At 43.2% G+C, this 26374-nt stretch carries 25 protein-coding genes and 1 riboswitch; of the genes, 9 read left to right on the plus strand and 16 right to left on the minus strand.

Annotated elements, in window-relative coordinates:
• Positions 1–275: hypothetical protein (locus CVU62_06945; GenBank protein ID PKN37463.1), on the plus strand; the 275-nt coding region annotated here is incomplete at its 5' end.
• Between the two features lie 176 nt (positions 276–451).
• Here CVU62_06945 and CVU62_06950 read toward each other — a convergent pair.
• From CVU62_06950 to CVU62_07000, 11 genes are all read right to left on the minus strand, one after another.
• The gene (locus tag CVU62_06950) at positions 452–1219 is read right to left on the minus strand and encodes a 3-hydroxyacyl-CoA dehydrogenase (protein PKN37464.1); all 768 of its coding nucleotides are present in this window, start codon (positions 1217–1219) and stop codon (positions 452–454) included.
• Positions 1220–1504: 285 nt separating this feature from the next.
• A complete protein-coding gene (locus CVU62_06955) occupies positions 1505–1873 on the minus strand; it encodes a hypothetical protein (protein PKN37465.1) in 369 nt (122 codons plus the stop codon).
• Positions 1870–2571, minus strand: a complete 702-nt coding sequence (locus CVU62_06960; protein ID PKN37466.1) for a hypothetical protein — start codon at positions 2569–2571, stop codon at positions 1870–1872. Before CVU62_06960 ends, CVU62_06955 begins: the two co-directional genes overlap by 4 nt.
• Entirely contained in the window at positions 2438–3262 is an 825-nt protein-coding gene (locus tag CVU62_06965) for a hypothetical protein (protein ID PKN37467.1), read from the minus strand. The genes CVU62_06960 and CVU62_06965 overlap by 134 nt, the downstream gene beginning before the upstream one ends.
• A gap of 4 nt (positions 3263–3266) precedes the next feature.
• Positions 3267–3515, minus strand: a complete 249-nt coding sequence (locus CVU62_06970; GenBank protein PKN37468.1) for an acyl carrier protein — start codon at positions 3513–3515, stop codon at positions 3267–3269.
• A gap of 23 nt (positions 3516–3538) precedes the next feature.
• A complete protein-coding gene (locus tag CVU62_06975; protein PKN37469.1) occupies positions 3539–4819 on the minus strand; it encodes a beta-ketoacyl-ACP synthase in 1281 nt (426 codons plus the stop codon).
• Complete coding sequence (locus CVU62_06980) at positions 4816–5286, minus strand: beta-hydroxyacyl-ACP dehydratase (GenBank protein ID PKN37470.1); 471 nt, start codon at positions 5284–5286, stop codon at positions 4816–4818. Before CVU62_06980 ends, CVU62_06975 begins: the two co-directional genes overlap by 4 nt.
• Positions 5276–6007, minus strand: a complete 732-nt coding sequence (locus tag CVU62_06985; protein PKN37471.1) for a beta-ketoacyl-ACP reductase — start codon at positions 6005–6007, stop codon at positions 5276–5278. The genes CVU62_06980 and CVU62_06985 overlap by 11 nt, the downstream gene beginning before the upstream one ends.
• Positions 6008–6045: 38 nt before the next feature.
• Positions 6046–7245 carry a hypothetical protein gene (locus CVU62_06990; protein PKN37472.1) on the minus strand — a complete coding sequence of 400 codons (1200 nt, stop codon included), beginning with the start codon at positions 7243–7245 and terminating at the stop codon, positions 6046–6048.
• A 108-nt stretch (positions 7246–7353) separates the two neighbouring features.
• The gene (locus tag CVU62_06995; protein PKN38043.1) at positions 7354–8775 is read right to left on the minus strand and encodes a pyruvate carboxylase; all 1422 of its coding nucleotides are present in this window, start codon (positions 8773–8775) and stop codon (positions 7354–7356) included.
• Between the two features lie 77 nt (positions 8776–8852).
• The gene (locus CVU62_07000) at positions 8853–9797 is read right to left on the minus strand and encodes an ACP S-malonyltransferase (GenBank protein PKN37473.1); all 945 of its coding nucleotides are present in this window, start codon (positions 9795–9797) and stop codon (positions 8853–8855) included.
• Between the two features lie 638 nt (positions 9798–10435).
• Here CVU62_07000 and CVU62_07005 point away from each other — a divergent pair.
• Entirely contained in the window at positions 10436–11599 is a 1164-nt protein-coding gene (locus CVU62_07005) for a 3-hydroxybutyryl-CoA dehydrogenase (GenBank protein ID PKN37474.1), read from the plus strand.
• A gap of 715 nt (positions 11600–12314) precedes the next feature.
• Positions 12315–14216, plus strand: coding sequence for a propionyl-CoA synthetase (gene prpE, locus CVU62_07010; protein PKN37475.1), 1902 nt, complete (start codon positions 12315–12317; stop codon positions 14214–14216).
• A 285-nt stretch (positions 14217–14501) separates the two neighbouring features.
• Here the strand turns inward: prpE and CVU62_07015 are convergent, their stop codons facing one another.
• Positions 14502–15260: a hypothetical protein gene (locus CVU62_07015; GenBank protein ID PKN37476.1), complete on the minus strand. Its 759-nt coding sequence runs from the start codon at positions 15258–15260 to the stop codon at positions 14502–14504.
• A 345-nt stretch (positions 15261–15605) separates the two neighbouring features.
• Here CVU62_07015 and CVU62_07020 point away from each other — a divergent pair, with 345 nt between their 5' ends.
• The 6 genes from CVU62_07020 (at position 15606) to CVU62_07045 (ending at position 21944) form a co-directional block, all read left to right on the plus strand.
• Complete coding sequence (locus CVU62_07020; protein ID PKN37477.1) at positions 15606–15854, plus strand: hypothetical protein; 249 nt, start codon at positions 15606–15608, stop codon at positions 15852–15854.
• Between the two features lie 155 nt (positions 15855–16009).
• A complete protein-coding gene (locus tag CVU62_07025) occupies positions 16010–17404 on the plus strand; it encodes a hypothetical protein (protein ID PKN37478.1) in 1395 nt (464 codons plus the stop codon).
• 87 nt (positions 17405–17491) lie between these two features.
• Positions 17492–18088, plus strand: coding sequence for a sterol-binding protein (locus CVU62_07030; GenBank protein ID PKN37479.1), 597 nt, complete (start codon positions 17492–17494; stop codon positions 18086–18088).
• A gap of 239 nt (positions 18089–18327) precedes the next feature.
• Positions 18328–18633 (plus strand): hypothetical protein, encoded by a 306-nt coding sequence (locus CVU62_07035; GenBank protein ID PKN37480.1) that lies wholly within the window; start codon positions 18328–18330, stop codon positions 18631–18633.
• A gap of 18 nt (positions 18634–18651) precedes the next feature.
• On the plus strand, positions 18652–19977 hold the full coding sequence (locus tag CVU62_07040) for a hypothetical protein (GenBank protein PKN37481.1): 1326 nt from the start codon (positions 18652–18654) through the stop codon (positions 19975–19977).
• A gap of 86 nt (positions 19978–20063) precedes the next feature.
• Positions 20064–21944 (plus strand): AMP-dependent synthetase, encoded by a 1881-nt coding sequence (locus CVU62_07045; protein PKN37482.1) that lies wholly within the window; start codon positions 20064–20066, stop codon positions 21942–21944.
• On the opposite strand, the gene CVU62_07050 is transcribed toward CVU62_07045, so the two are convergent.
• The 4 genes from CVU62_07050 to CVU62_07065 form a co-directional block, all read right to left on the minus strand.
• Entirely contained in the window at positions 21939–22145 is a 207-nt protein-coding gene (locus CVU62_07050; GenBank protein ID PKN37483.1) for a hypothetical protein, read from the minus strand. The two genes, CVU62_07045 and CVU62_07050, sit on opposite strands and share 6 nt — an antisense overlap.
• 95 nt (positions 22146–22240) lie before the next feature.
• Entirely contained in the window at positions 22241–22813 is a 573-nt protein-coding gene (locus tag CVU62_07055) for a DUF1318 domain-containing protein (protein ID PKN37484.1), read from the minus strand.
• Between the two features lie 49 nt (positions 22814–22862).
• Complete coding sequence (locus tag CVU62_07060; GenBank protein PKN37485.1) at positions 22863–25472, minus strand: hypothetical protein; 2610 nt, start codon at positions 25470–25472, stop codon at positions 22863–22865.
• Between the two features lie 492 nt (positions 25473–25964).
• Positions 25965–26204 carry a hypothetical protein gene (locus tag CVU62_07065; protein ID PKN38044.1) on the minus strand — a complete coding sequence of 80 codons (240 nt, stop codon included), beginning with the start codon at positions 26202–26204 and terminating at the stop codon, positions 25965–25967.
• A 1-nt stretch (position 26205) separates the two neighbouring features.
• Positions 26206–26298: riboswitch (TPP riboswitch) on the plus strand.
• Positions 26299–26374: the final 76 nt, after the last annotated feature.

Genomic DNA, 26374 nt, shown 5'->3' on the forward strand with positions numbered 1-26374 from the left:
GGTCGTATCACAACGCTTTGAGTCTTGGTTATTTTATGGCCCGAAAAGCATGGAATATGCCCACAGCAAACGGTCTTCGGAACCGTAAAGAACGGGCAATAGGCTCTTTCGCCGGTATTGGATTTCAGCTGGGCTGCAGCGCTTATTTTGAACTATACAAAGAGCTTGCCTATTCAACTAAATGGATAAAAGGAACGTTCGAAAGATTATACGACTTCGAAAAAAATCCCGAGGTAAAAAAACTCTTTGATAATTACGTAAAGACTTTTATATAAAATATAAGGAATAGTTGGACTCAGGCATTCCTACCGCTATGCCGCGGCTGTGTTGCCCGCAAATTTACCCAACGATCGGAAGCGCATTCCCGTTAGGGAAGTGCATCGTAAATAGATTTTTACTTTACCGAGAATTTTCGCCAGAATGGCGAAAACTTCCTTTAGAAGTGGTGTAATTATTTAGGCGGCATCCGTAAAGCCCCATCCAGCCTGACACAACAACCGTTCATCATAACGTTGTCGATGATATGCAAAACCATTTTGGCAAATTCTAGAGGCTTGCCCAGACGCCGCGGAAACGGAACGGTCTTGGCCATATCTTCCTTAACTGCGGAAGGCAGACCGGCCATCATTGGTGTCTCGAAAATTCCCGGAGCGATGGTTACAATTCTTATTCCATAATCGGAAATTTCGCGCGCGATAGGCAGAGTCATACCCACAATACCTGCCTTGGAAGCGCTGTAGGCCACCTGCCCTATTTGTCCTTCAAACGCGGCAATTGAAGCGGTATTAATTATCACACCTTTTTCCCCATCTTCATCAGGTTTGTTATTCATCATCTGCTCAACCGCCAGCCTGATAACGTTTAGCGTTCCCACAAGATTAATTTGGAGCACCTTATTGAACGCATCCAGCGGCAACGGTCCTTTCCTGCCTATTAGCTTCCCCGGGTTTACAACACCGGCGCAATTAATCACCACATTTATTTTTCCAAAAGTATCCACAGCCTTTTGTATGGTCTGCCGGACATCAGTCTCGCTGGTCACATCTGTTTTTACAAATATCGCGTCTGCCCCGATATTCGCCGCTAGTTTTTCTCCCTTATCCGCGTCAACATCAATGACAACTACTTTTGCTCCCTTTTTAACCAACTCCAAAATACTGGCTTCGCCCAATCCCGACGCGCCGCCTGTAACTAAAGCCACAACATCCTTATGATTCATATTCCCTCCTTAGAATTATCAAAACATATCCGCACCGATTTTCCGCAAACCGTTCCAAACAGCTTTTTTTTACAATAATCACATGTTGTTTTATATTTAATTTGATGGTTTTTCTATCACAAGAAAATCATCCCAACAAGAAACAATCTCTTGATTTTGTCATATCAAATTGGCCAGAGGCCGTTGGCATATTTTTTATAAATATTTATTAAGATTTTTTACTGCGCATCATCCCGCATATGTAGTAGCAGCGTGACATAACAATACTGGGAAGAGAAAGAATATTTACGGCATATTACCCTTACTATTCTGTTTCCATGAGATGTAATCCGATAATTTCCGGATCGCTTCTTTTGGTGTATTAACGAACGCTACACCAGCATCATAACATTCATCTTCATAGATTATCTTTATCCATTTAACTTTGCCCATGGCAGTTATCATCTGCTGAAGATTTTTTAATTTGAAATCTATTTTCAACAGAGTGTCAACAGGCAGAAAAATATTGGACTGAATTTTAGCGCCGGAAGCAGAGAGATCCTTGCTGATATTATAGATAACTCTTTCCTTCGAATGCTTTTTCCCTCCGGCAATAATGGTTATGATAATCTCGCTTTCCTCTTTAAGCCGTTTTTCCCGTCTCTCTTCTTTCATGACGATTCATTCCCTTTAAAACAAGAATTAAAGGATACTTTTTTTTCGTTAAGAAAGGTAAATGCATAGGCAACAAAGCGACCGTCATGGCTTAGGCTGATATCAATATCCGTTTTTCTACCGTCAATGTATACGCACGGCGGCTGAAGCTCGCCTTTTATTCTTGTTCTCTTGATTTTTATTTGATGTAAATTCAGTGAGAAATGTTTGGCTAAACTCTGCGCAAGGCAAAGACGCGAAAAAAGTGACGGATCAGTTTTTTCCCCCGGCAGGTTTTCAACGCCACAGATTATTTTATCCAGAACCGATAATTTATCAGCACCTACACAATGAATATACTCGGAATTGGAGAAAAGACGAATGTAAACATCGCCCTTATCCGGAACTTGAACCAGGCCATCCGATTTTTTTGATTTAGTCTTTCCAAAAGTCACCGGCCACCGCTTCGGCAGGAAAGCAGCATCAGGAAAAGTTTTTTTTATCACTTTATACGCGGTTTCCTTACACGCCCAGAACGACCAGAGCGCCTCATCGGAATTTTCCGAGTTTTTAACAAATTCCATTTCAGCATCTGTGAGGATTTTTTTTAGAAAGCGCGAATCTCTGCTTTTCCATTTGTTCGCCGGATCCTTCAAATCCACCACATCGTTCCCGACACAGGGCAAAATAATTTTCCTCCATTTGCGCAAGTTTATCAATTATCTGCGTGGCGTATTCCCGCTGCGCTCTTAGTTCACTTCCCTCTACAAGCTTTGGCGTAAAAACTTCCATCTGCACTGAAAATTTATCGCCCCAGGCAGGAATGGCGCTGTAATTATCCTGTTTATCTCCCCGCAAGTACATACACATTATTTTGCAATTTTCTATTTTTTTTATAAAACGTCCCACGCCGTAAGAATAGCCTTCCTTATCCACACGTCCGGTGCGGGAACGCTTGCCTTCGGGAAAAATCATGATGGTCCCGCCATTGTTCAGAAGATAGATGCATTTTTCCATAGATTCTTTCATCTTCTCGCGGGACCCGCCGCGATTAACGGGAATGCACTTGGACAGATAACAAAGTATCGTCAGAAAAATATTGTCTTTATAGTTGTTTCTTTCCGGCAGATTCCAGGGCACTTTTTTATAATTGATTATATGCTTGCCTAAACTAAAAATGGCGTAGCTTAAAATAAAAGAATCAATCATCGTTAAATGATTGGAGCAGATAATCCAACCCCCTTTGTGCCTGGCAAATTCAGCGGCACACCGGCGGCGGATTTCTTTCAAATCCCTAACCCGGTAAAAGAAAATTCTGGAGGCAAGAAAATATAAAGGCGCAACAACTAATACTGTAATTCGCCCTATAAAATTTTGCAGATTCAGAAATATTTTGGATTTTCTATCCATTATTTTATCCAAGTTTTTGTTTGATAACTTTTACAGCATCGCCGATTGTTCTAATTACATCAGCTTCCTCATCATCAATGCTGATACCATAAACATCTTCACACCTGATGATTACATCAACCAAGCGAGCAGAATTTACTTTTAAATCATTTAAAATGTGTGTCTCCATCGTGGCCGTGGCCAATACATCCTGATTCTTGGCATAGTCTTTTAAAATGTTAACCATTTCTTCAAATATTTTCTTTTCATCCATAAAAAAACTCTCCTTATAATATATTAATTTTCGTCCCACTTTTTAAAAATAATGCAGCTATTGACATCGCCAAAACCAAAACCCGCTTTAGCGATAATTTTCAGTTCAGGAAATTCCAGACATTTTTGCAGAATCTTCGGTGCGAATTTTTCTATATCGGGATGCACATCCTCACTGTTAATTGACGGATGCAGAAATCCCTTGTAAAGCTGTAAAATAACACCCACGCATTCTATGGCGCCCGCAGCACCCAGGCAATGACCGATCATTGATTTTGTGGATTGAATGTAAGGAAAGTTATCGGGCGTTCGCTCGAGGGCCTCCGCCCAGTTTTTTACTTCATAAGGATCGGCGTAAGTAGCCGTCAAGTGGCCGTTGATGGCGTCCACTTCCGCAGGATCAATGCCTGCGTCGGCCACGGCTCCGCGTATGCATCTCTTTACTCCTTCAGGATTGGGTGCGGTCATGGAGCCACCCATTCGCTGCCCTCCACAGTTAACATAACCGCCTATTATTTCCGCATAGATTCTGGCGCCTCTGGCCAGGGCTGTTTCCAGATCTTCCAAAACAAGCATGCCGCTGCCCGAACCGGGTACAAAACCACCAGCCGTAGCGCTCAATGGGCGAGAACCTGCCACCGGGGTATCGTTGAATTTGCGGCAAAGCACGCGCATGGCGTCAAAACCACCCCAGATGTATGGTGTAGCTCCTTCTGAACCACCGGCCATCATCCGTTTGGCCAATCCTGTTCTTATTCTCCAGAGAGCGTTAATAATCGCTTCGTTGCCTGTAGAGCAGGCCGACGAGTTCGATGTCACTTGATTGCCCAAGCCCAGCAGACCGGAAATGCGCGCGCTGGTTCCACTGTGCATCACCTGCTCGACAACACGACTGCCTAAACGCCTTACTCGTCCTTCATTAATCGTGGGGACTATGGTATGGGCTATCGTGTCCATGCCGCCGATTCCGGAACCGGCCATGACACCGGTATCCCAATCCACAGTATCATCATCGTCGCTATTAAGGCTAAATCCGGCGTCTTTCCAGGCATCCACCGCCGAAACAGAGGCATAGCCGATGTTATCGTTTATCGATAGAAGTTTTTCACGGTCAAAGTAACTTTTACGGATTTCATCGAAATTTTCCGGAACACCGGCAATTTGACAACCGAAATTCAATTCCTGCAATTGAGGAATAAAACGAATACCTGAAACGCCTTCCCTCAGCGCCTTTTCATAAACATCCAGACCGTGAGCGTTGGGAGCTACCACTCCCATTCCCGTAACAACAATTCTCTTCTTCATTTATCAACTCCTACTCCTGATAATTCCGCGACACAAATTATTTCGCCGTTTTCCTTTTCCATGGAAACATTTGCTTTTATAGTATTTTTACGAAAATAGATTTTTTTCGCTTTAACTATAACTCTTTCGCCCGGCGACACAATTTTTTTAAACTCCACACCATCCGCCAGTGAAAACAAACTAATGGGCAATTTCATCTGTCCGGGCCGCATATTTTTCTGGCGCGACAGAAGGTAAATTCCAAAAGCAACGACACCGGTTTGAGCCATCGCCTCGATAAGAATCACCCCCGGTGTAATGGGATTGCCGGGGAAATGCCCGCGATAAAAATATTCATCATCGCGAAAGCGGTAAGCCCCGACTATCTGTTCATCATCAAGGCTGATAATTTCGTCAATAAAACGGAAAGGTTCCTTCTGAGGAACAAGCTGCAGAACTTCCTGCTTCAAACTTTCATCAGCCCCCATAAAGCCCCCCGTTGACATGAATTACTGAACCGGTAAGGTAGCTTCCTCTCTTGGCCAGAAAGGCGACAACTTCCGCGACTTCTTCAGGCTTCCCGATACGCCCCAGAATAATTTCATCCATGATTTTATTTTTAACTTCTTGGGGCAGTTCTTTGGTCATCTCCGTGTCAATGAAACCGGGAGCGACGGAATTAACCAGAATATTTCTTCCCTTGAGTTCCTGAGCCAGAGATCTGGTAAAGGCATCGAGCGCCGCTTTTTCCATCGTGTAGGGAATCTGGCCGGCGTTTCCTGTATGGCCGACAACACTGGAAATGTTGATTATGCGTCCGGCCGAAGACCGAATCATAAATTGGCGTAAAATTCTTTTTGTTAAATACCAGACGCCGCGAGTCAGAGCACGCTGCGCATCAAATTGTTCCACTTTCATCGAAATTATATCGGCATTAATTGATTGTCCGGCGTTGTTAACCAGAACATCAACGCGCCCTACGGTGTCTTTAAGCGTACCGATTAGTGCATCCACCTGTTGAATATCGTACAGATCAGCCTGAATTAAAAATCCATCCTTTATTTCGGCGAGCAGTTTTTGCGCTTTTTCCGCGCTTTTATTGTAATGAATGCCCACATGAAAACCTTCCGCAGCCAAAGCACGACAGCACGCGGCTCCTATTCCTGTTGCACCACCTGTTACTAAAACAACCGGTTTTTCGATCATCATTCACCCTTCACTTTTCACCATTCACTATTCACTTTATATTAAACAATTTCCCGTCCAATTATCATGTTTTGCACTTCCCGGACACCCTCGTAAATGTCGATAATATGAGCGTCACGCGCAAGTTTGGATATTTCATAATCTGCCGTAAAACCATAGCCGCCGTGCAGATGAAGACCTTCAGTTGAACAAAAGATTGCGGCTTCTGCCGCCGTGTTTTTAGCGAGAGATGCGTAGATTCCGGCATCACTTGCTTTTTCCTTAATCTTACAAACTGCTTTAAGAAGAGCCAGTTCCGCCAGTTCCACTTTTTTCCACATGGTTGTCAGCATTTCTCTGGCCACGGGAAGATCGCAAAGCCTGTGACCAAATTGTTTGCGTTCCCTTGTATATTCCAAAGTAACTGTAAATGCCCTTTTGGCTAAACCCAATCCAATTGCCGCAACCATCGGTCGGGCAAAATCCAAAACGTCAACGACATATTTAAAACCAAGCCGCCTGTCTCCAATAACCTGATTCGGAGGAATAATAACATCTTCAAAAGTTACGCTGGCGGTATTAGATAGTCTTTGTCCCAGCTTATCCTCCGGTTTACCAATTATTATCTTCCCGCCTGCAGGCACTTTGATTTCCCTGGTGGCATTTCCGATATTGGGAATATCGGCGGACGTAACCTGCTCTACCGGAACAATAACACAAGCTATAAAATTACCTGTCGGTTTCCCCACTTTACAAAGAACAGTAAACTGAGAGGCATAGGAAGCATTGGTAATAAAACATTTGGAGCCGTTTAAAACATAATTACCGTCGTCATTCTTGCTGATAAAACTGGTCATCATCGCATTATCGGAACCGGCGTTAGGCTCTGTTAAACAAAAAGAAGCTAAAATAGGTTTCTTAACAAAAGGCTTGAGAAATAATTCTTTTTGTTCATCCGTGCCATGCAGACTAATTACAACATTAGCTAAATCATTGCACATCGCCGAAGTGGAGATACCTGTATCGCCATAGGAAAGTTCTTTAATAATCAAGGCCGAAGTAATTGCGTCAATTTCATAACCCTGGACAGATTCCGGAATACATAAATTGAGAATGCCCGTTTCCCAGGCTTTGTTAATGATCTCCCAGGGGAAAACATGACCTTTTTCCAGTTCCAAAATATGCGGTGTTATTTCATTTTTTACAAACTTTCTTACAGTATCCAGGTACGTTAATTGGCTTTCATTAAGACTCAAATCCATAAATCAACCCCTTCTCCTCCATTATTTTTTTATAGACGAGCTTATAAAACAACTCCTTTAATGAACGATATTTCTTCAAAAAAGGAGTCTTATTTTCTTACTGTTGCTTTATGCGGCAACTTTTTTTTTAGGAATATTTTCCACTCCCGCACTTTTCGGTGAATCTATTCCATATTTCGACCGTAAAAATTTTTCCATAGTTGCGGGATATAGAATATATGCCAGCACATCTTCATCGGTGCGTGCAAGATCACCAATCTTTTTTTTCGCCGCTTCGATTTCCGGCTCCAGATAATCTGCCGGCCTTCCGGATACCGGTTCCTGTCCGCGTTTGTAGTTTTTCAATATTTTTTTGGTTAATTCCGCGTTAATCGGCATCGGAGTTTTGCCGTAAAGACCAAGAACCAAATCCTTCAGCTGATTGGAAACCCGCACATAACGGCCGAAAAGAACATTCAGCACGGCCTGTGCTCCGATAATCTGCGATACCGGAGTAACCAAAGGAGGAGAACCCATATCTTTGCGAGTCTCCGCCACTTCCTTGTAAATTTCTCCCAGCCTGTCGAGCGCGTTCATTTCTTTGAGCTGGCCGGTCAGATTGGAAATCATGCCGCCGGGAACCTGATGGGCCAGAACTCCGTTATCAATAATGGAAAGTTTATGGGTGGACAGATGGGCGTTGTACTTCGGAGCAATACTTTCCAGATGCTCGCCCAGCTCCAGCAATTTGTGTAAATCAATTCCTGTCTCGCGTGCTGTCCCGCGCAGGGCCGCAACAATCGGTTCAATGGCCGGCATCGAAGTTCTCAGCGCGAATGGCGCAAGGCATGTATCAACAACATCTATACCGGCTTCTATTGCCTTTAAGTAAGTCATCGAAGCCATTCCACTGGTGTAATGTGAATGCAGATGCAAGGGAACTTTTATTTCTTTTTTAATGGCGGAAACCAGATCATAAGCATCAAAGGGGGAAAGAATGCCGCTCATGTCTTTGATACAAATGGCATCCGCACCCATCTGCTCCAGTTCTTTAGCTTTCCTCACAAAATATTCCAGGTTATAAACTTCTCCACCCATAGAAACATCAGTCAATGAATAACAAAAGGCCCCCTGAAACTGCTTGCCGTTGGCCTTGATTCTTTCCGCGCAGGATTCCATATTGCGGAAATCGTTTAAAGCATCAAAGCAACGGAAAATATCAATGCCGATTTCGCAGGCCTTATCCACAAAAGCACGCACAACATCGTCGGCATAATGACGATAACCAACAAGATTTTGCCCGCGTATGAGCATGGCAAAGGGAGTTTTTGTGATATATTTTTTCAAAATTTTCGGCCGCATCCAGGGATCTTCAGCCAAGAACCTGTGCATAGTATCAAAAGTCGCGCCACCCCACACTTCCATAGCGTGAAAGCCGCAGCTATCCATCTCCTCAGCGATAGGAATCATATCCTCCGTACGCATCCGTGTCGCGTAAATCGACTGATGCCCGTCACGGAAAGTGTTATCCTGAATCTTCAGAGGATTCATTTTATTTCCTGCTTTGTCCAAATTGTTCCCTCCTTCACGAAATTCAATCGCTTAGGCTATGCATACAAAAAACTAATTCACGTCTTAAAAATTTTTTCTGCCGCGTTTAGTCCGGTAATCGATTGACAGGTTATACCTATCGTTTTAAAAAATTCGCGCAAGGGACGTGCCGGACCGATTTCATAGATGAATTCAGCCTTCGCCGCCAAACTCTGCATATTTTTTCGCCAATGTACGGTATTGCTGAGTTGATTTACAAGTTTTTCTCTTATTGCTTGAATATCATCCGAATGGAAACCTCCGGTGAAATTAGAAGTTACTTTAGTGGCGTTGCGAGGATTCAATTCTTTGCCTATTTTTTCCAAAGTATCGGCAAATCGATCTTCTATCGATTTCATCAAATAACTATGAAACGGAGCACTTACATTCAATCGAATAAACCGGAATGATTTTCCGGGTGGAAAATTTTGTTCCAGTCTTTTTTCCGCTTCGTCAATAGCCGGCAATTCTCCGCTGATAACGACCTGGTTAGCAGAATTAATGTTGGCTATGCCGGCATTCAGACCATCCATAATTTTCTTAAGCATTTCTATATCGATATCTTCGGAAATAACCGCCGCCATGCCACCAACACCAACAGGCACAGCCTCCTGCATCAACTTGCCACGCATCTGAACTATTTTTAAAGTATCAGCCAGAGGCATTACCTCTGCCGCAACAAGAGCCGTAAATTCTCCTAAAGAATGACCGCCGAAATAATCAGGCGCAAAGTCATAATTTTTAGATAAGCCTCTAAGCATGGCTATTTCTGTCGTCACAATACAGGGTTGTGTATATTCGGTAAGATTCAGCCTTTCATCTTCGCCAAAGCACATGGCAGAAACATCCCAACCCAGAGCATCGGCAGCTTCTTCGTATGTTTGACGGCTTACAGGACTCTGTTCATAAAAATCTTTGCCCATTCCGGGTTTTTGCGAACCCTGTCCGGGGAAAACAACAGCTATATTTTTGTTATCCTTCATGCAAAAAAAACTTCCTTATTATGTGTTCGGTGAATGTACTCTAAAATGCATATAATAACAATTATAAATTACTTAAATTTAAAGCACAATATGTGCCATTAGCAGGTATTATATCATGACATTAAAGTAATTTGTATTTATTGCGTTTTTTAAAATATCATCAGGAAATAATATCAATGGAATACTGCCGTCATGTGTAAAATATTTCGCACTGTGAATAATGTTTTACTCAACAAATAGGTACCTGGTTTATGTTATTGCCAGCATCAGAGATCAAACAACTCTGCCGCCTTAATTTTACATAAGTCTTTATAAATAAAAAACCTATCTAAACGGAGAGCAAGAGTCATTTTTTTGTTAATATAACCTTTTGCCGGTATTTGAGCAACTATCAAAATGCTAAAAAAACACTTATCTACTCAAAAATAATAAGCTTTAAGTAGAGAAGGGAATAAAGTAAGGGTAAAGGGCTTCTGAGCACCCTTTGCCCTGTCACAAAAAAGTTAAAACTAAATGCAATATTAATCCTTTTTCGCTTGACAGTTAAGCCTTCCTTTACCTATACTCCGCGAACGAGAAAAAGAATTGCTGCCTATAATTCTTATCGAATAAAAAATAACTTAGGAAGGAGAGTCACAATGAAATTGGATGATATTAAGAAAGTTGCAGTAATCGGTTCAGGAGCCATGGGAAACGGCATCGCCCAGATATGCGCGCAGGCCGGCCTGAAGGCTGTCATGGTAGACATCAAGCAGGAATTTGTCGACAAAGGTATGGCTACGGTCAACAAAAGTCTGGATACAATGGTCAGCAAAGGTAAGATGACTGCCGAAAAAAAGGCCGAGGTGCTTGGTAACTTGTCAACGTCTTTAAGCAACACCGAGGCGGTCAAGGATGTTCAGGTAGTTATTGAGGCTGTTCCGGAAGTTATGGATCTGAAGAAAAAGGTGTTTGCCGAAGTATCAGCTGCGGCTCCGGCTGACGCGCTCTTGGCGTCCAACACCTCTACCATGAGCATTTCCGAAATCGGCACGGTCGTGAAAAATCCGGAGCGGATTCTCGGCATGCATTTCTTCAATCCCGCACCGGTTATGAAAGGTGTAGAAGTAATTTATGCAAATAAAACCACTGACGCCAACGTGGACCTGCTCTGTGAAATGACCAAGAAGATCGGTAAGGTTCCGGTTAAGGTCCTCAAGGATGCCCCGGGCTTTATCGTCAACCGTATAGGCGCTCCCAACCAGGCCTTGATCAGCGCCATTTTGGATGAAGGCAAGATCAAAGTGGACACCATTGACACCATCATGAAGGTAGCCGCCGGTATGCCCATGGGACCATTTGAACTCGCTGATTTCGTCGGCATTGATGTTTTCTATCATACCCTCAAATATTATGCCGAGACGCTTTCTCCGGAATACAAACCCGGCAAAGTACTGCAGAATCTGCTCGACAGCAAAAAACTAGGCATGAAGACCGGCCAGGGAATTTATACCTGGGAGGGCGGCAAGGCCAAGATCGATGCTTCCGCGCAGTCTCAGGAATTCGGCCCCATGGATTTTCTGTCCATTCAGATCAACGAAGCAGTGCGGGTTTTAAAAGAGAAGATCGCGGCTTCCGCGGCAGATATCGACCTGGGTATGGTTCACTGCATGAGAGCGTTTGCCGGACCGTTTGCCCTCGGCGCGGGTATGGACCACACGCAGATGGCGGATATTCTGAATAAGTTGCACGCACGTTTCGGTCTTAAGATTTTCAAACCTGAGCCCGAAATTGTAGACGGTTCCTTTAAAGCGATGAAATAGTTTTTCTTATTTTTAATCTGGTTGACAATATCAACGTTTGATAACTGACCAGATTTTAGAATTCACAAAACACGGCCTTCGAGATTTCGGAGGCCGTGCTTTTTAGTGACACTCGCTGAGGTCGAATGAAATGAAGATCGAAGCGTAAGTGGAACTATCCCTGAAACGGAGTGAAGTGGGATAATGAGACCCCAGTTTCAGAAACGCAGTACACTGAAACTTGATAGTCGAATTATCCCGGAAGCGTAGCGTAATGGGATAGTGACACTCGCCGATATACAAGACGGTACTTCTCATACTCTCTTCTATCAGAAGCAATATCTGATTAAATCAAACGGTGAAAAATAAACTTGACTTTTATATTTCGCCCATATAATGATACCATCAAATGATGGAATAAGACGATTATAGTAGCCCTAGCACTGGTGTGATTTCTTTAGTTTCAATAAAATCACAACACGTAAAGGCAAAGACAGAAAGCTATAGATCTTTCATGCAGTTCTGTCTCAAAAGACTGGAGGGGATGTAACGCCCCATTGGTAGAACGAACATAGCGAAGGTTGAAGAGTTAGTCGAAATATCCCTTAATCAAACACCATTCGATATTATTCCGCCAAAAGCTGTGTAATATCAATGATTATTTAACCTTTGACAAATTCAATTTTAATCTGCTATGCCCATCATACAAAAAAATTAAAACAGGAAAGGAATGAATATGGCCGATTTATTAAAGTACAAGGATATCTTTTCTCAATCCATCAATGAGCCCGAAGTTTTCTGGGGTAAAGCAGCTGAAAACGTTATCTGGGACAAAAAATGCGACAAGGTTCTCGACGACAGCAAAAAACCTTTTTACCGCTGGTTTGTAGGCGGACAATTGAATACCTGCTACAACGCTCTCGATTATCAGGTAGAATCAGGACGGGGAGAACAAACGGCAATTATCTATGACAGTCCCGTAACCAGTACCGTTCAAAAAATTTCCTATAAAGAATTACTGGAGATGGTATCAAAGTTCGCCGGTGTCCTCAGTTCACTAGGTGTGAAAAAAGGCGATACGGTTATCATTTACATGCCCATGATACCTCAAGCCCTGGTCGCGATGCTTTCCTGCGCCCGCATCGGCGCTGTTCATTCTGTTGTCTTCGGTGGATTCGCACCTAATGAATTGGCCATCCGCATCGACGACGCCAAGCCAAAAGTTATGATCTCGGCATCCTGCGGTATCGAAGGGAAAAAGACTATTCCCTACAAACCGCTTCTGGATGAGGCTATAAAAATCGCCTCTCATAAACCACAGAAATGCATTATTTATCAGCGCCCGCAGGTGAAAGCAGAATTGGATGCGTCACGCGATCTCGATTGGAACGATCTGATGAAAGACGCTAAAGCTGTTCCCTGCGTATCTGTTGCCGCTACAGACCCTCTTTATATTCTCTACACTTCCGGAACAACCGGTAAACCCAAAGGAGTCATGCGGGATAACGGCGGCCATGCTGTCGCGCTGAAATGGTCGATGAAATACATTTACGACATGAAGCCGGGAGAAGTTTACTGGGCTGCATCCGATGTCGGCTGGGTTGTCGGCCATTCCTATATTGTCTATGCTCCGTTGCTTTACGGCTGCACCACTATCGTTTATGAAGGAAAACCCATTGGCACTCCGGACCCGGGCGCTTTCTGGCGCGTCATTTCTCAGCACGGCGTCTCCGTTTTATTTACAGCGCCAACAGCTTTCCGCGCCATCAAAAAGGAAGACCCCAATGGCGATTATCTGAAAAAATATGATATCAAATGCCTCAGATATCTATTCCTCGCGGGCGAACGTCTTGATCCCGACACCTATCATTGGGCAAGCGACATGCTGAAAATTCCCGTGGTAGATCACTGGTGGCAGACAGAAACCGGTTGGCCCATCGCCGCCAACTGCATGGGCACTGAAAAGTTCCCCATTAAAGCTGGTTCACCGACAAAACCAGTTCCCGGTTACAATGTGCAGATACTCGATGCCGATGGAAATCAACTCCCCAACGGCGAAGAAGGATCTGTCGTAATCAAGCTTCCCCTGCCCCCGGGATGCCTGCCCACACTGTGGCAGGATGACAAACGTTATCTGGAATATGTAACGGAAAGACCAGGTTATTATGTGACCGGCGACGGCGGACGCTTCGATGAAGACGGCTACATATTTATCATGGGACGCATTGACGACGTTATCAACGTTGCAGGACATCGCTTGTCTACCGGCGCGATGGAAGAAATAGTTTCCAAGCATAAGGATGTTGCGGAATGTGCTGTTTTCGGCGCTGAAGATCAACTTAAAGGTCAGGTTCCCGTGGGATTCGTCGTGCTGAAAGCCGGCGTCGACCGCGATCCGAAAGACATTATCAAAGAACTTGTCCAGATGGTTCGCAATGAACTTGGCGCACTGGCCTGCTTCAAGGAAGCTGCTGTGGTCAGGGCTCTGCCGAAAACCCGCTCAGGAAAAACCCTGCGCAGTACCATGCGCAAAATAGTTGACGGCAAGGATTATGTGGTACCTTCCACTATTGACGATCCTGCAGCTTTGGATGTCATTGCTCAAGCAGCCAAAACAATCGGCTACGGGAAAAAATAATATTTCTTAGTTTGTGATTGCGCGTCCTGCAAGTCAGGACGCGCATTTTCCATCCTTTTTTTCTCAAACAAATTCCTGAACATTTCTTCCTATAATCCTTAATTTTCAAGTCCTTGTTTTCATACTACGTTACAAATGGTAGAAGATTTGGATATGCTCAAGAATGATGAAATAAACAGATTACATGGAAAATGTGGGATCAATAATCACTAGAAATTAAATTTTGTTAAATCAGGGCTATTTTTTTCTCTTTTCTGCGATTGAAACTATCGCCCTGCGAAAAAACTATATATGCTTTTTCGCGGTATTATCAGAGTCTTGGAACAGCGATTTGCGTAGAATAAGATGATAACTTTTAAGAACATTGCGATACTGTTCAATGAAAGTATGGCTTTCTTCTATTGTTGATGTCATGAATGTCCGCATCATTTGTTTCATCATATTTATGTGATCCCCTATATCTTCGCCTTTCATTGAAAAAAGAACGATTTCCGTCATTTTTTTTCGCAATGGGCGACACGTATTAGATAACAATATAACAATAATGTTATGCGCGATATCCGCAACTAATTCTTGCGATTTGAGTTCAAGTTCCACTAAACGATTTTTGTCATGCAGGTTGGCAAGGCCTTCATCTAAAATTTCCATCGCGGTTTTAAAATCACGAGGTGTGTAATGTTTTACTGCCATTTTAAGTATTTCCGGATAGAATGCTATCCAGAACTCCCATAATTCGTCAATTATGTACGGATCAATCAGCAATTCTTCATCAGTCTGTTCTAACTGCAGGAAAAGGATTCTCAAAAAATCAATACTTGCTCCTTTCAGAAAATCCCGCACATAGATACCATCACCCTGGCGAATGAAAAGAACATTCATCATCTCCAAATGTTTTAATCCGATTCTAAGCGATACTCTGTCCACATCCATTTCTTTGGCAAGCTGCCTTTCAGAGGGTAACTTATCACCCGGTTTAAGCTGTCTGCTGAAAATCTGCTTAATTAATATATTCACTACTCTCTCGTGGACTTGTACGTCCTCCATAACTTCTCCTTATCAATATTCTGCTTGTTTTGACTTTGTATTTAAACGCATTCATTCATAAAATGAAAAAATATCTTGACATCCGGATAATGTATATCTATTATTGGACTATTAACTAAGCTAAATTGTTTTACCATAACGTTTGTATTAAAGTACCATATCACTTTCTTATTAACAAGGAATAAGTTGAATAGTGTTGTGATAACGAGTCCTTTGTCGGAAAAGTCCACCAAAAAGAATGTGGATTAAAAATTATTTTTTTAACTTTGCCTTTGAATCTTCATATCTGGCAGTGAATTTAATAAATTTCATTTAATGGTCAAACTCTTTCTAAAAGGAGGTTTTATGAAGTTAAGAAAATTTTTCTGGTTTATCTTTTTCGGATTAACAGAGTTTTTTATTAGTCCTGCTTTTGCACTTACTCTTGGAGAAAAAGTAAAATATATCAGGTTTTTAATGGGATCTAAAATAGAACTTACACCGCGTGAAAGAGAGAAATATGCGAAGGCTTTTCTAGAGTCCACTAGCGGAATTACATTAATAATCTCATTTTATATTCAAAATCTTTTTGAAAGGAGGTTTTATGACATGTAGAAAAACTTATTAGGCTCCTCTGTTTGGTTTACTTGTTTTTCTTATTAGGACAACTTCTGCCTTTGAGCCTACGGTGCGAGAAAAGAACAAATATGCGAGTAGTCTTACGTTAAAAGTCTCATTTTATATTCAAAATCTTTTTGAAAGGAGGTTTTATGAAATGTAGAAAACTTGTTAGGCTTCTCTGTTTGGGCTTAGTTGTATTTTTTATTGGATCAACTTCTGCTTTTGCTCTTACGCCTGGAGAAAAGGTTAGATATGCAAGGGGTTTATTGGGATTGGTATCTGCAGGAGAACTTACACCACAGGAAAGAGAAAAATATGAGTTTTTTTCAATGGGTTCTAAAATAGAACTTACATCGCAGGAAAAAGAAAAGTATGCGAAGGCTTTTCTAGAATCCGCGAGCGGTCTCAAACCGCAGGAAAAGGCAAGATATGCAAAATTTTTAATGGGATCCTTTAGCGAACTTACGCCTCAAGAAAGAGAAAAATATTCTGATATTTTTCTGGAATTCGCACTCATGCTTACACCTCAAGAAAAGGCAAACTACGCAAATCTTCCTGGCGTACAGCACTTAAAAAAAATTAAATCAAACAGTGATTACACTTATGCTGTCAAGATGGCTACGCTTGCCCCCGATGGTGTCGGGTGGGCTACTTTAATTAAAGAAGTAATCAATCCCGGAATATTAAAGATGACAAGCGGCTTGATAACTTTGGATTGGTATTATGGTGGCACGATGGGCGATGATCAGGATATCCTGGCCAAAATGCGCAATGGGCAACTGCAGGGAGGTGGATTTACCGGATGGGGACTGGTGTTGGCTTGTCCGGAGATGGCAATAATGGAACTCCCGTTCTTGTTTAATAATTATGATGAAGTGGAATATATTTACTCCAAGCTGAGACCTCGCATTAGTCAGTGGTTCGAAAAGCGAGGATACCATCTTGTTCTGTTGGCAGAACAGGATTTTGATCAAATCTACTCCACGAAGTATCCAATCAAAACACCCGAAGATTTTAAGAAGAGCCGTTTCTTGACATGGTACGGACCTGTGGAAGAGAGAACTTTAAAAGCTTTGGGCGCAAGCCCTTTGCCGATTCGCGTGCCCGAGGTAGCGGCTTCCATCCGGACAGGAGTATGCGATGCCTTCATCAGTCCGGCTCTCTGGGCGGTCGGCACCCAAATGTACACCATAATGAAATACATCAATCCTGTTCACATAAGATATTCACCGGCAGGTGGTGTTATAACTAATCAGACATGGAATCTAATGCCTAAAGAAGCTCAGGTGGCTATCGATTATTTCGTAATGTCAGTGGAAAAGGATTTTCGGCAAAAAGTCCGTGCCGGCAATGAAAAATGCATTAAGTCTATGATTAAATATGGTATGAAAGAAGTCAAGATGACCCCGGCGGAGCTTGATATTTTAAAGAAGAGACTCGTGTCGGTTTGGGACGAATCAGCCGAGAAGGGATATTATTCCAGGGCCGAGTTAGCCGAAGTTAAAGCTCTTTTAGCGGAGTATCGAGCCAAGAATAAAAAATAAATACAATTTGTCTTAAATTATTTTAAAATACAAGAACAGTTATTAAATTGGCATAACGAAAATTACAATAGATTGGAGGATAAAAAAATGAGTGAAGACATTACAAAAAGTACAGCAAATCAGACTTTTACTATTTCCGTTAATGTAAGAGAGTTGTTAACTGAGTTTGTCCCAAAACTAGCCAGGGAATATATTAAGATGCGGGGAGCGCAGGAAGAACTAAAAGATACGGAACTGACATTGACCTTGGACATATCGGGCAGTTTATACAGTTATATCATCAAGGACGGTGTCAATTTTGATGTAAAGGAAGGCGAGATTGCAAATCCTAATGTTCGGATCTCATTCTCCATGGAAAGCATGTCTAAAATGCTGGATATGAAGAACGTAGACATGTTGATCGGCATGCAGAGACAGTTGACACGACAAAAATTCGAGGTACTTTCCGGGTTGAAGGGAACCAGTGTGTTCCAGATAACAAATTCAGACGGTACTATTTCCGAGATTACAGCAACATTTAATGATACACAGACCCCTAAGGCTTTACTAAGGCTCTCCTTGGAGAATGCCAATCTTATTAATAGCGGAAAGGAGTCACCCATCAATCTTTACATGGCCGGGAAAATGAAGATAGACGGCGATATAGCCTTTGCCATGAAACTGCAACCGCTGTTTACAGCATAAAATTTTTGATACATTATTAAGATTTTTATAGTCGGTTGCTTATGGTAGCTATTCGATTCTACTTAAACATTATGAATTTTGACTTGGGATTGTCTTAAATAGCCATGGGTATAAAAAATATTTTTTACAAAACCCGGCTTTCGTTATTAATGTATGGCTTTGCGTGGCTTATTCGACTAGTCGGAATCATCAATAGGGATTTCCACGCGCGATTGTCCCGGAACGACTACTCATTTATCATGAGTTCCAGAGAAGATGATACTGCTCGATACTTTCGGTTTATCGGCGGAAATCTGCGTTCAGGCCGTAGCCGAATTCCGGTAGATTTCGCACTGATTTGGCGGGACAATCAATCCGGTGGCAGAGTGATGACAGATATTGTTCTAGGCAAGCGCAAGGCACTTTACAATGCCGTGATCAAAGGAGTACTCACCCTGGAAGGCGAAGGAAAATATGTTTCATTGTTTATGGAAATCATGAATCATCTCAATCGAATTTTCACAAAGAATAAGACAAAAGGCGGAGGTTACGATAAAAAAGCCTGATTACAGGCGCGGGATTACATGAAGATTGCACCAAGTATCTGGGGTTTAACAGTTAAAACATACATGGAGGTGTTTATGCAGTTAATCATCAGGTTTTTCTGTGTTGTATGCGGAGTGTTACTTCTGGGTTCCATTGCCTGCGCTGAAGGCCAGTGGGAGCTTATCGAGTCAAAAAACGGCATTGATACATACAAGATGACCCATCCGGGAACCGATATATGCACGTTCAAGGGAATGGGCTTTGTTGATGCCAAAATAGAAGTCGTCGGTGAGGTAATGCGTAATATTCAAGCATACCCCGAGTGGATGGCCAAGTTCAAGAAAACGACCATACTTAAAACCATTGACCGGAACACATATGTTTTTCATGCCATTTTGAAAACACCAATACCATTTCAAAATAGAGATATAGTAATCGAAAACCAGACAAAGTATAACTTTAACAACGGCACTTGTCTGATCTCTTTCCGGTCGTCAAATAGCTTCAACTATCCTAAACAGGAGGGATACTTCAGGATCACCGAACTGGAAGGCCAATATTATCTTGAATATTTCGGCAGAGATAAGACACGGATTACTTATCAGTACCGGTCCGATCCCGGCGGCAATATTCCTGTTCATCTGGCTAACGAGATAGAAATCAAGCATTATCCGGCTCAGACTATTACCGGCTTACGCAAGATAGTGCAAAAGAAAAAATATATAGATGCCGGTCTGGCCTCGCCTGATCATGACATGATTGAACGGATGCTGGACAGTAAAAAAGATGTGGCCAACATATTGAAAAACAGGATCGGTGAATACATTATTGACCCGGTTTTACTGAATATGCTGTTCGAAATGACGACACCCAAAAAGATCGTGGACAACGTGTATGCTACCCGTTCTGATTTTGCAAGCATTCGGCAGGGGATAGTCGATCTGTTAAATGTCGTTACCGAAAAGGGACATACCGGACAACAGAAGCAGGAAGTTGATACTATAATCGCCTATCTAACGGATAAGGAGTTTGACAGCTTTTTTTCTATGAAGAACTTCATGGGCGAGAAATGGCTTTTGGATGAGATCATAAAAGATAAAAAACTCGTCCATGGACTTTTCGACATGGAAAGCAGTCTTGCCAAGGTGATTTTTGAAAAGGTCACTACATCCAAAACAGCGGTGACTTCATTCATCAAAGACAAGCGGCTTGCTGAAAGCATTCTTACGAATGCATCCATCCGGGAAAAGTTGTGGGCGGATAAGGTGCTCAGGATGAGGCTGACCAACGAATTGGGCATGTTTAGAAGCACCAGGGATTTTGAAAATCTAATCGCGGAGCGTGTGAAAAGCTATTCACTATAAACCGCCCGATAGTTTACGGGAAAGTTTTTTCCCATCGTTTGATATTTAGTGATTTGTTCTCAAAAATAATTCAGAGGTGAGTTTTTATGGTCAGTGCTGCCTTACCGTGGCTAAAGGAATATAATATCTTCGGCATACCACAAACGTTAAACCCTTATCCGGATAAACCCGCATACGATATTCTGTATGAGACAGCCAGGAGATTCAAGAAACAGGGTCTTGTTCAGATAGACTATTTTATGAGTTATCCGGAAGTGAAGAATCATGTTGATCGTCTGGCTACGGTCTTGTTTAACATGGGACTGAAAAAAGGCGACAGGGTTGCAACTCTTTTACCGACTTCAATCCAGTTTGTTATCGCGGATTATGCTATTTCCAGAGCCGGTCTGGTACATATCCCCAGCAGCTCTCTGGAACCGGCCGATCATTTGCAACATAAATTCAAAGAAGGTTCACCCTATTCTCTGATTTGTCTGGATGAATATCTGGACGTCGTTAAAAATATAGTACAGCATGTTGAGATAAAGAATATTATCGTTTCAAAATTAGACGATTATTCGCTTAATAAACCCAAAAGCTATGAACCGCTTACATTAAAAGGCGCGCAGTGGTGGACTGAATTGATTTCAAAGACTCCCCCCAGTCCTCCCGAAATCACCTTTGATGTGGCAAAAGATCTGGAATTGATCCTTTTCACCGGTGGGACAACAGGTCTTCCCAAAGGATGCATGCTGACGCATCGCAACGTGTACGCCAACACTATGCAAAACGCCAATGCCATGGGCGGAGCGCAAAAGCTGGTCAAAGGTGCTCTGACCGTTTTAATGGGACTACCTTTCTTCCATTCCTATGGTCACTGTACCATGCATACTATGACCTACGAGGGCTATAATCAGATATTGATTCCCGATGCGCGTGATACAGCAAGCATGGTCAGAATGATCAAGGAGTATCATCCGTTTTTACAGATAGGCGTGCCGACTCAATTCCTGAAATTAACACAGGGAGAATTAAAGGATGTTAACATTCTGGGCATTTCCGGTTCGGCACCCTTGCCCAAGACAGTTCAGGAAGAATTTGAAAAGAAGGGCGGCGGAGGCGGAATCATGGAAGGTTACGGTCTTTCCGAAATGTCGCCCGTTACCCATCTGAATACATCATTTCTGCTGCGGATTTTGGGCGGTAGAACTCTTGTAAAAATAAACAGCAAGCTTCTTCAGATACCGGGTGTTGTCCCTATGATCAATAATTTTTTACGTCTTTTAGGCAGTAGAAATACCGGCTTCATGATGAGCAAAGGCATGGGCCTTTTATCGAGGCTGACCGCGAATAAAGCAACAAAACCGAAAAAGGTCGTTGAAAAAAGAGGAACCATAGGCGTTCCGATGCCCGATACGGAAATAAAGATTGTCGATATCGATACAGGAGCGATCCTGTCCTGGGATGAAATTGTTAAAGGCAAGACAGGTGAAATGTATCTGCGCGGTCCGCAGAGGATGCTGGGATACTGGCCCACGCCGGGAAGCGGTCTCGATGAAGAGGGGTACGTTCATACAGGCGATGTCGTCAAGGTTGATGAAAACGGTTATTTCTATATCGTTGATAGAACCAAGGACATGATAATTGTTTCAGGATTCAAGGTATATTCCAGAGAGATTGACGACATCTTACAGGGGTGTCCCGGCGTAGGAAGGGCTGCGACAATCGGCATTCCCGATCCCGAAAGACAGGGTAGTGAGCGTGTATGTGTGTTTGTCGAGCCGCAGAACGGATGCGAAAGGGACATTACCGAAGAAAAGATAATAAATTATCTGAAGAATTCAGTGGCAAAATATGCAGTACCGAAAGTTGTGAAGATAGTTGAATCAATACCCCTTACTGAAGTCCAGAAAGTGAACAAGAAATTATTGCGCCAGATAGCTGAAAAGGAAGCCGCCGGCAAGAAAGCAGATGGTGCAAGCTCATAAAAATATGCTCTGGCTGAACTCTGGGTTGCCTAAAGCGCAATTGGTTTTTGTCATTTTGGGAGAAACACTCAAAATGGCAGAATTCAAATCCCCTTGTCCGCAATAAATTTCATCAAAATAAAATACATATACTGACAGGAAGAGAATTGCCGCATAAAATGTGGCAATTCTTCTATTTCTTTTGTCATTCCCGTCCCGCATACGCGGGATTTTACTCCGGCGGGAATCCAGTTACGATTTAAATAAAAAAGGGCGCGTTATTCACCGCGCCCTTTTCTTCATTATACCGACATTTGCTATTTTTTCTTCTCCCAATTGCCGCCGTCGTTTTGCACCCACCAGCCGGACTGAGATTTTTCTCTCCAACTGTTGGCGAATATTTTCTTTATCTGTGGCACCGAGTCCGAGCCGAGCTTGTTCGCGCTGGCGATTTCGCTGTAAAGCGCCGCGCGATCTTTGTTTTCCTGATCGATTAGTTTATTGACCAGGCTTCTTTCCTGTAGATTTAATCCTGCCGTATCTTTGGCCTCGATCAACCCCTTGTTGTTTTCGCCTAGCGCACCCTTGTCATAGAATGTCTTCAACTGCGCGTACCGGCTCTTAATCGATTCCTTGATGCCGCGGATAGCGGGGGTTGACACATCAATATTCACTTCGGCGTATGCCGGTCTCGCGCCGAACATGAAATCCAGAGAACTTGTGGGGCCCGGCTTTTCCACAGGCGATTCCGGGGTATTGGTACGGATATCATCAACGATCTTGTCCGCTGCTTTCTGAACTTCAGCCGCCGGGAAATAGATGTTTACGGTAACGCAGGCAACAATTACAAAAGCTGCAATATAACTGATTGCTTTGAATGTTTTTTTCATAAATCCTCCTGTTTCAATAAGTGTTTTTTATTTTAACACAATTTATTTTTTACGGCACGTTCTTTGTTTCTTTTTGTGATTTGGTTATTCTGCTCATTCTTTCGGCCATATCCTTGAAACTGATATAACTATCGGGATTCTGATTGACAATATCTACTCCCCTGAACAACGCCTTTCTTACAAGATATTCTTTACCCGAGTCGTGAATAAGTCCCCGCAGTTTGAAAATATCATCCTTGAGAGTGCACCTCATGCCGATTTGGCTGTAAGGATAATCTTTGAAAAACTGGTTGATGCCGCTGTTTAAGATGGCGGAAATCGCTCCTGAACCGGTGCTGACGATAGAAAGATCATTAATCGCATCAACGCTGATCAGTTTCGGCACACTTCTGCTTGTATCCGTTTCGATCACAAGATCAAAACTGGACGGCTGATCATATTCCATCGAAAAATTCTTTAACGATCCTTTGATAAGACCTGTCATCCGTCCCACCTTGAGGCTCGACGTGAGCTTTTCCAGATCGATATGATCAAAACCGGCATCGGCTCCAAAAAACTGTGACGCGGAAAATAACCGGCCGGCAAAAATGTTTTCTATTTTGATTTGTCCGCCGAAGGACTGCGCGACAAGCGCACCGCTGGCAGTCCACTTTCCATTCTGAAAAATTATGGAAGGTAATTTCCCGTCAATCATTCCGGATAAAAGCACCGGCTCTTCCTGTTCTATTATTTGCTCAATATTAACATGTCTGATGACCATGCCCGTTTCCGCGCGCATTTCCGGTCGCAAAAGATTTTCCACCCTGAAACCCGCAAGGCTGATTTCACCATCGAATATTTTGGCGTTTATCGGATCAGGCAGGATAAACCTGTTGCCGGAGAATACAACCGGCATAGCAAATTTGCTGATCCGGATATTATCCTTTTCCAACAGATCAAAAGCAACGGCGCCGGTCTTGCCGCCGGAAGAAGATGCGGCAGGAGTACCGGTAAAAGCAAGATCGTAGGGCAGTGAAACGTTCAGCCCGGTCAGTGTCAGCGAGTTTGCGGGCGAACGCACATCGACGCCGCGCAGGGCCAGATCACCCTCAATCATTTTTTGCCGGTCGGATATCAGAGCCGTGAGTTTTAAATCCGCGTCGCCTTCGATCTTCAAATCCTTAAAATTGGAATAATTCTGACTGATATAATTTTGCGCGGCAACGCTAAACAGACGCTTGAGCAAAATGCTTTTTGCGTTGAGAGAAATGAGATTTCTGTCGGGCGACACATCAGCGGAAAATTTATAATTGCCGGTCTGAAAGAGATCGCCTGTCCCCGACAAAGAAAGCGAAAAAGGTTTTTGAGCAAATGCGCCCTGCGCGGAAATCTTAGCTTTTTTGCCCTTGAAGTCCTGATAATAAGCTCCCCAGAGAAACTCACCGACCGCGCAATCCGTGTTGAAATTGAAACTGCCTTTGCGGCCTCCGCCCGGCGCATCAAACTTAAGTTCCGTTCTGCTGTTCATCTTTTCTGCGGCTTTGGAACTATCGGCAGAAGCGAAACCCCCTTGGCGAAGGTCAACAATTGCTTTTGCCTTCCATATCAGAGCATCCTCTTCCTGTCTGCCCCAGCTTTCTATTTCAAATCCGCTTTTACCCTTAAATTTCCAGTCGCGATAATTATCGGGCAGCAGTGGTTTTATAAGGACGCTAATCCGCGCGATGTCCAGGGACGAGGCATGCAAAGAAGCGTTCCAAACCAGTGGATTGGCGGTTACCGAAATTCCGCCTTTCAGCAATCCGATGTCCGCGCCTGATATTTCCAGCGACGTAAGAGAAAAACCGGATGTCTTCTGATCGTATGATGCATTGAAGTGAGCCTCGATATTTTTAATCGCAAGCCGCCCTTTGCCTACTCCCTGAGTAATATTACTGACTGTTGCGCTGGCGCCGTCCAGAGAGATCATATCACCGTCCAGTTTGAGACCGGATGTGAACGCTCCGTTATCGAGTTTTATGTCACTATATAAACTCTTATCCAAAATAATCCGAAACGAACCGGAAGCATGAGGCGCTGGCGAAAATCGGGCAAGGTCAAGTGCCGTTTCCAGTGAGCCTTCGACGGCAGTGCTTCCGGAAGTAATGATAAAACCGCTCTTACCGTTAAGATGACCGGCGCCATCAGGATTAAAATCATTTATGCTCATATTCATGCCGGACAGAGAATAGATTGTCGCATCCGCTTTCAAATCCAGCCGGCCGTTTTTCACTTCCAGAAGATGGACCCGAGGCAGCTTTTTGAGGGTTTCCAACGGGTTGGTTTCCGATTTTTCTTTTTTCAGATAGAATATAAATTTCGGATCGGTAAGAACCATCTTCTCTATATTGATTTTCCACCAGCGGCTGACACTGCCTTTGATATCCGCCCTGGGCAGAGAAATCGTAAAACCTTTTTCCTTCATTTCCTTGATCTGCAGGCCGCTGATATGGCCGCCGAGATGACGATCAAGATAAATGTCATCGACATGCAGATAAATACCGGTCATGGGCTGCGCATATGCCGCCAGCCTGTTTACGGCGCGGGGGGACTGCAAAAGGGGAAACAGTCCGATAAGCACTGCCGCAGGCACGGCAAGAATTAAAATGATTATGGTAATGACGAATACTTTCTTTTTCATTATCCCGAACCATACTTCATGTTACGATGCGCCTGATAATTCCGAAAGGCACCATTTTTAAAATAGGTATGTGTTAAAATATTATTTTATCCCAAAGCCGTCAAGAAATGAAGTTTGTTGCTGTAACTGTAAGAAGCATATAACATATCTTCGAAAATATCGACCCCGCATACACGGGATAAACTCCAGCCGGCGGTGCACCCCTTAGGTTATTAACAGTCCAACAATAATAACGACATTGGGCACGTAGCCACTACAGTCGTCACCCCGGCGGAGGCCGGGGTCCAGTTTTAATAATTCTGGATTCCGGCTAGACCCATGCCGGAATGACCAATGTCTAGACTATTATGAGACAATTAATAAATCCATCATTCTCTTTCCTCCCTTGAGGGGAGGAAATTAAAAGGAGGGTGAAGTATTTTTTTAATCGCCCCCTCCCCTCAATCCCCTCCCTCAAGGGTCGGGGAAGTTTTTGAAGAAGGCAACTTGGTATCAATCCATTTTCTGTAAATATTCAATTCTCTCAATCAGCGGCGGCCAATTCACAACCAGACAAACAAAATAGAGCCCGACAAGGGATAAAACAATCATAAATATTAATTGTTGTAAAATATGTTTCTTTTTCCAGTGGCCGATTTCATGGGCAAGCACCACCAGTATTTGGTCGTGCTGAAAAAAGGATGTTTTATTAATACTCACATCTTCTGCTTGACAGAAACGTTCCCACGCTATAGGTAACGAACAGGGGTGGCCGACAAGGTCTGAGATTATACCCTTTGAACCTGATCCGGGTAATGCCGGCGTAGGGAGAGAAAAAGGTGTATCCATCCGTTTCCCCTCATGAGGAAACGGATTTTTTTATGGGTATCCATACCAGTCAGCCACCCAATAAAATCTTTGGG

The organism is Deltaproteobacteria bacterium HGW-Deltaproteobacteria-2 (genome assembly GCA_002840505.1).
Classification (GTDB): domain Bacteria; phylum Desulfobacterota; class Syntrophia; order Syntrophales; family Smithellaceae; genus Smithella.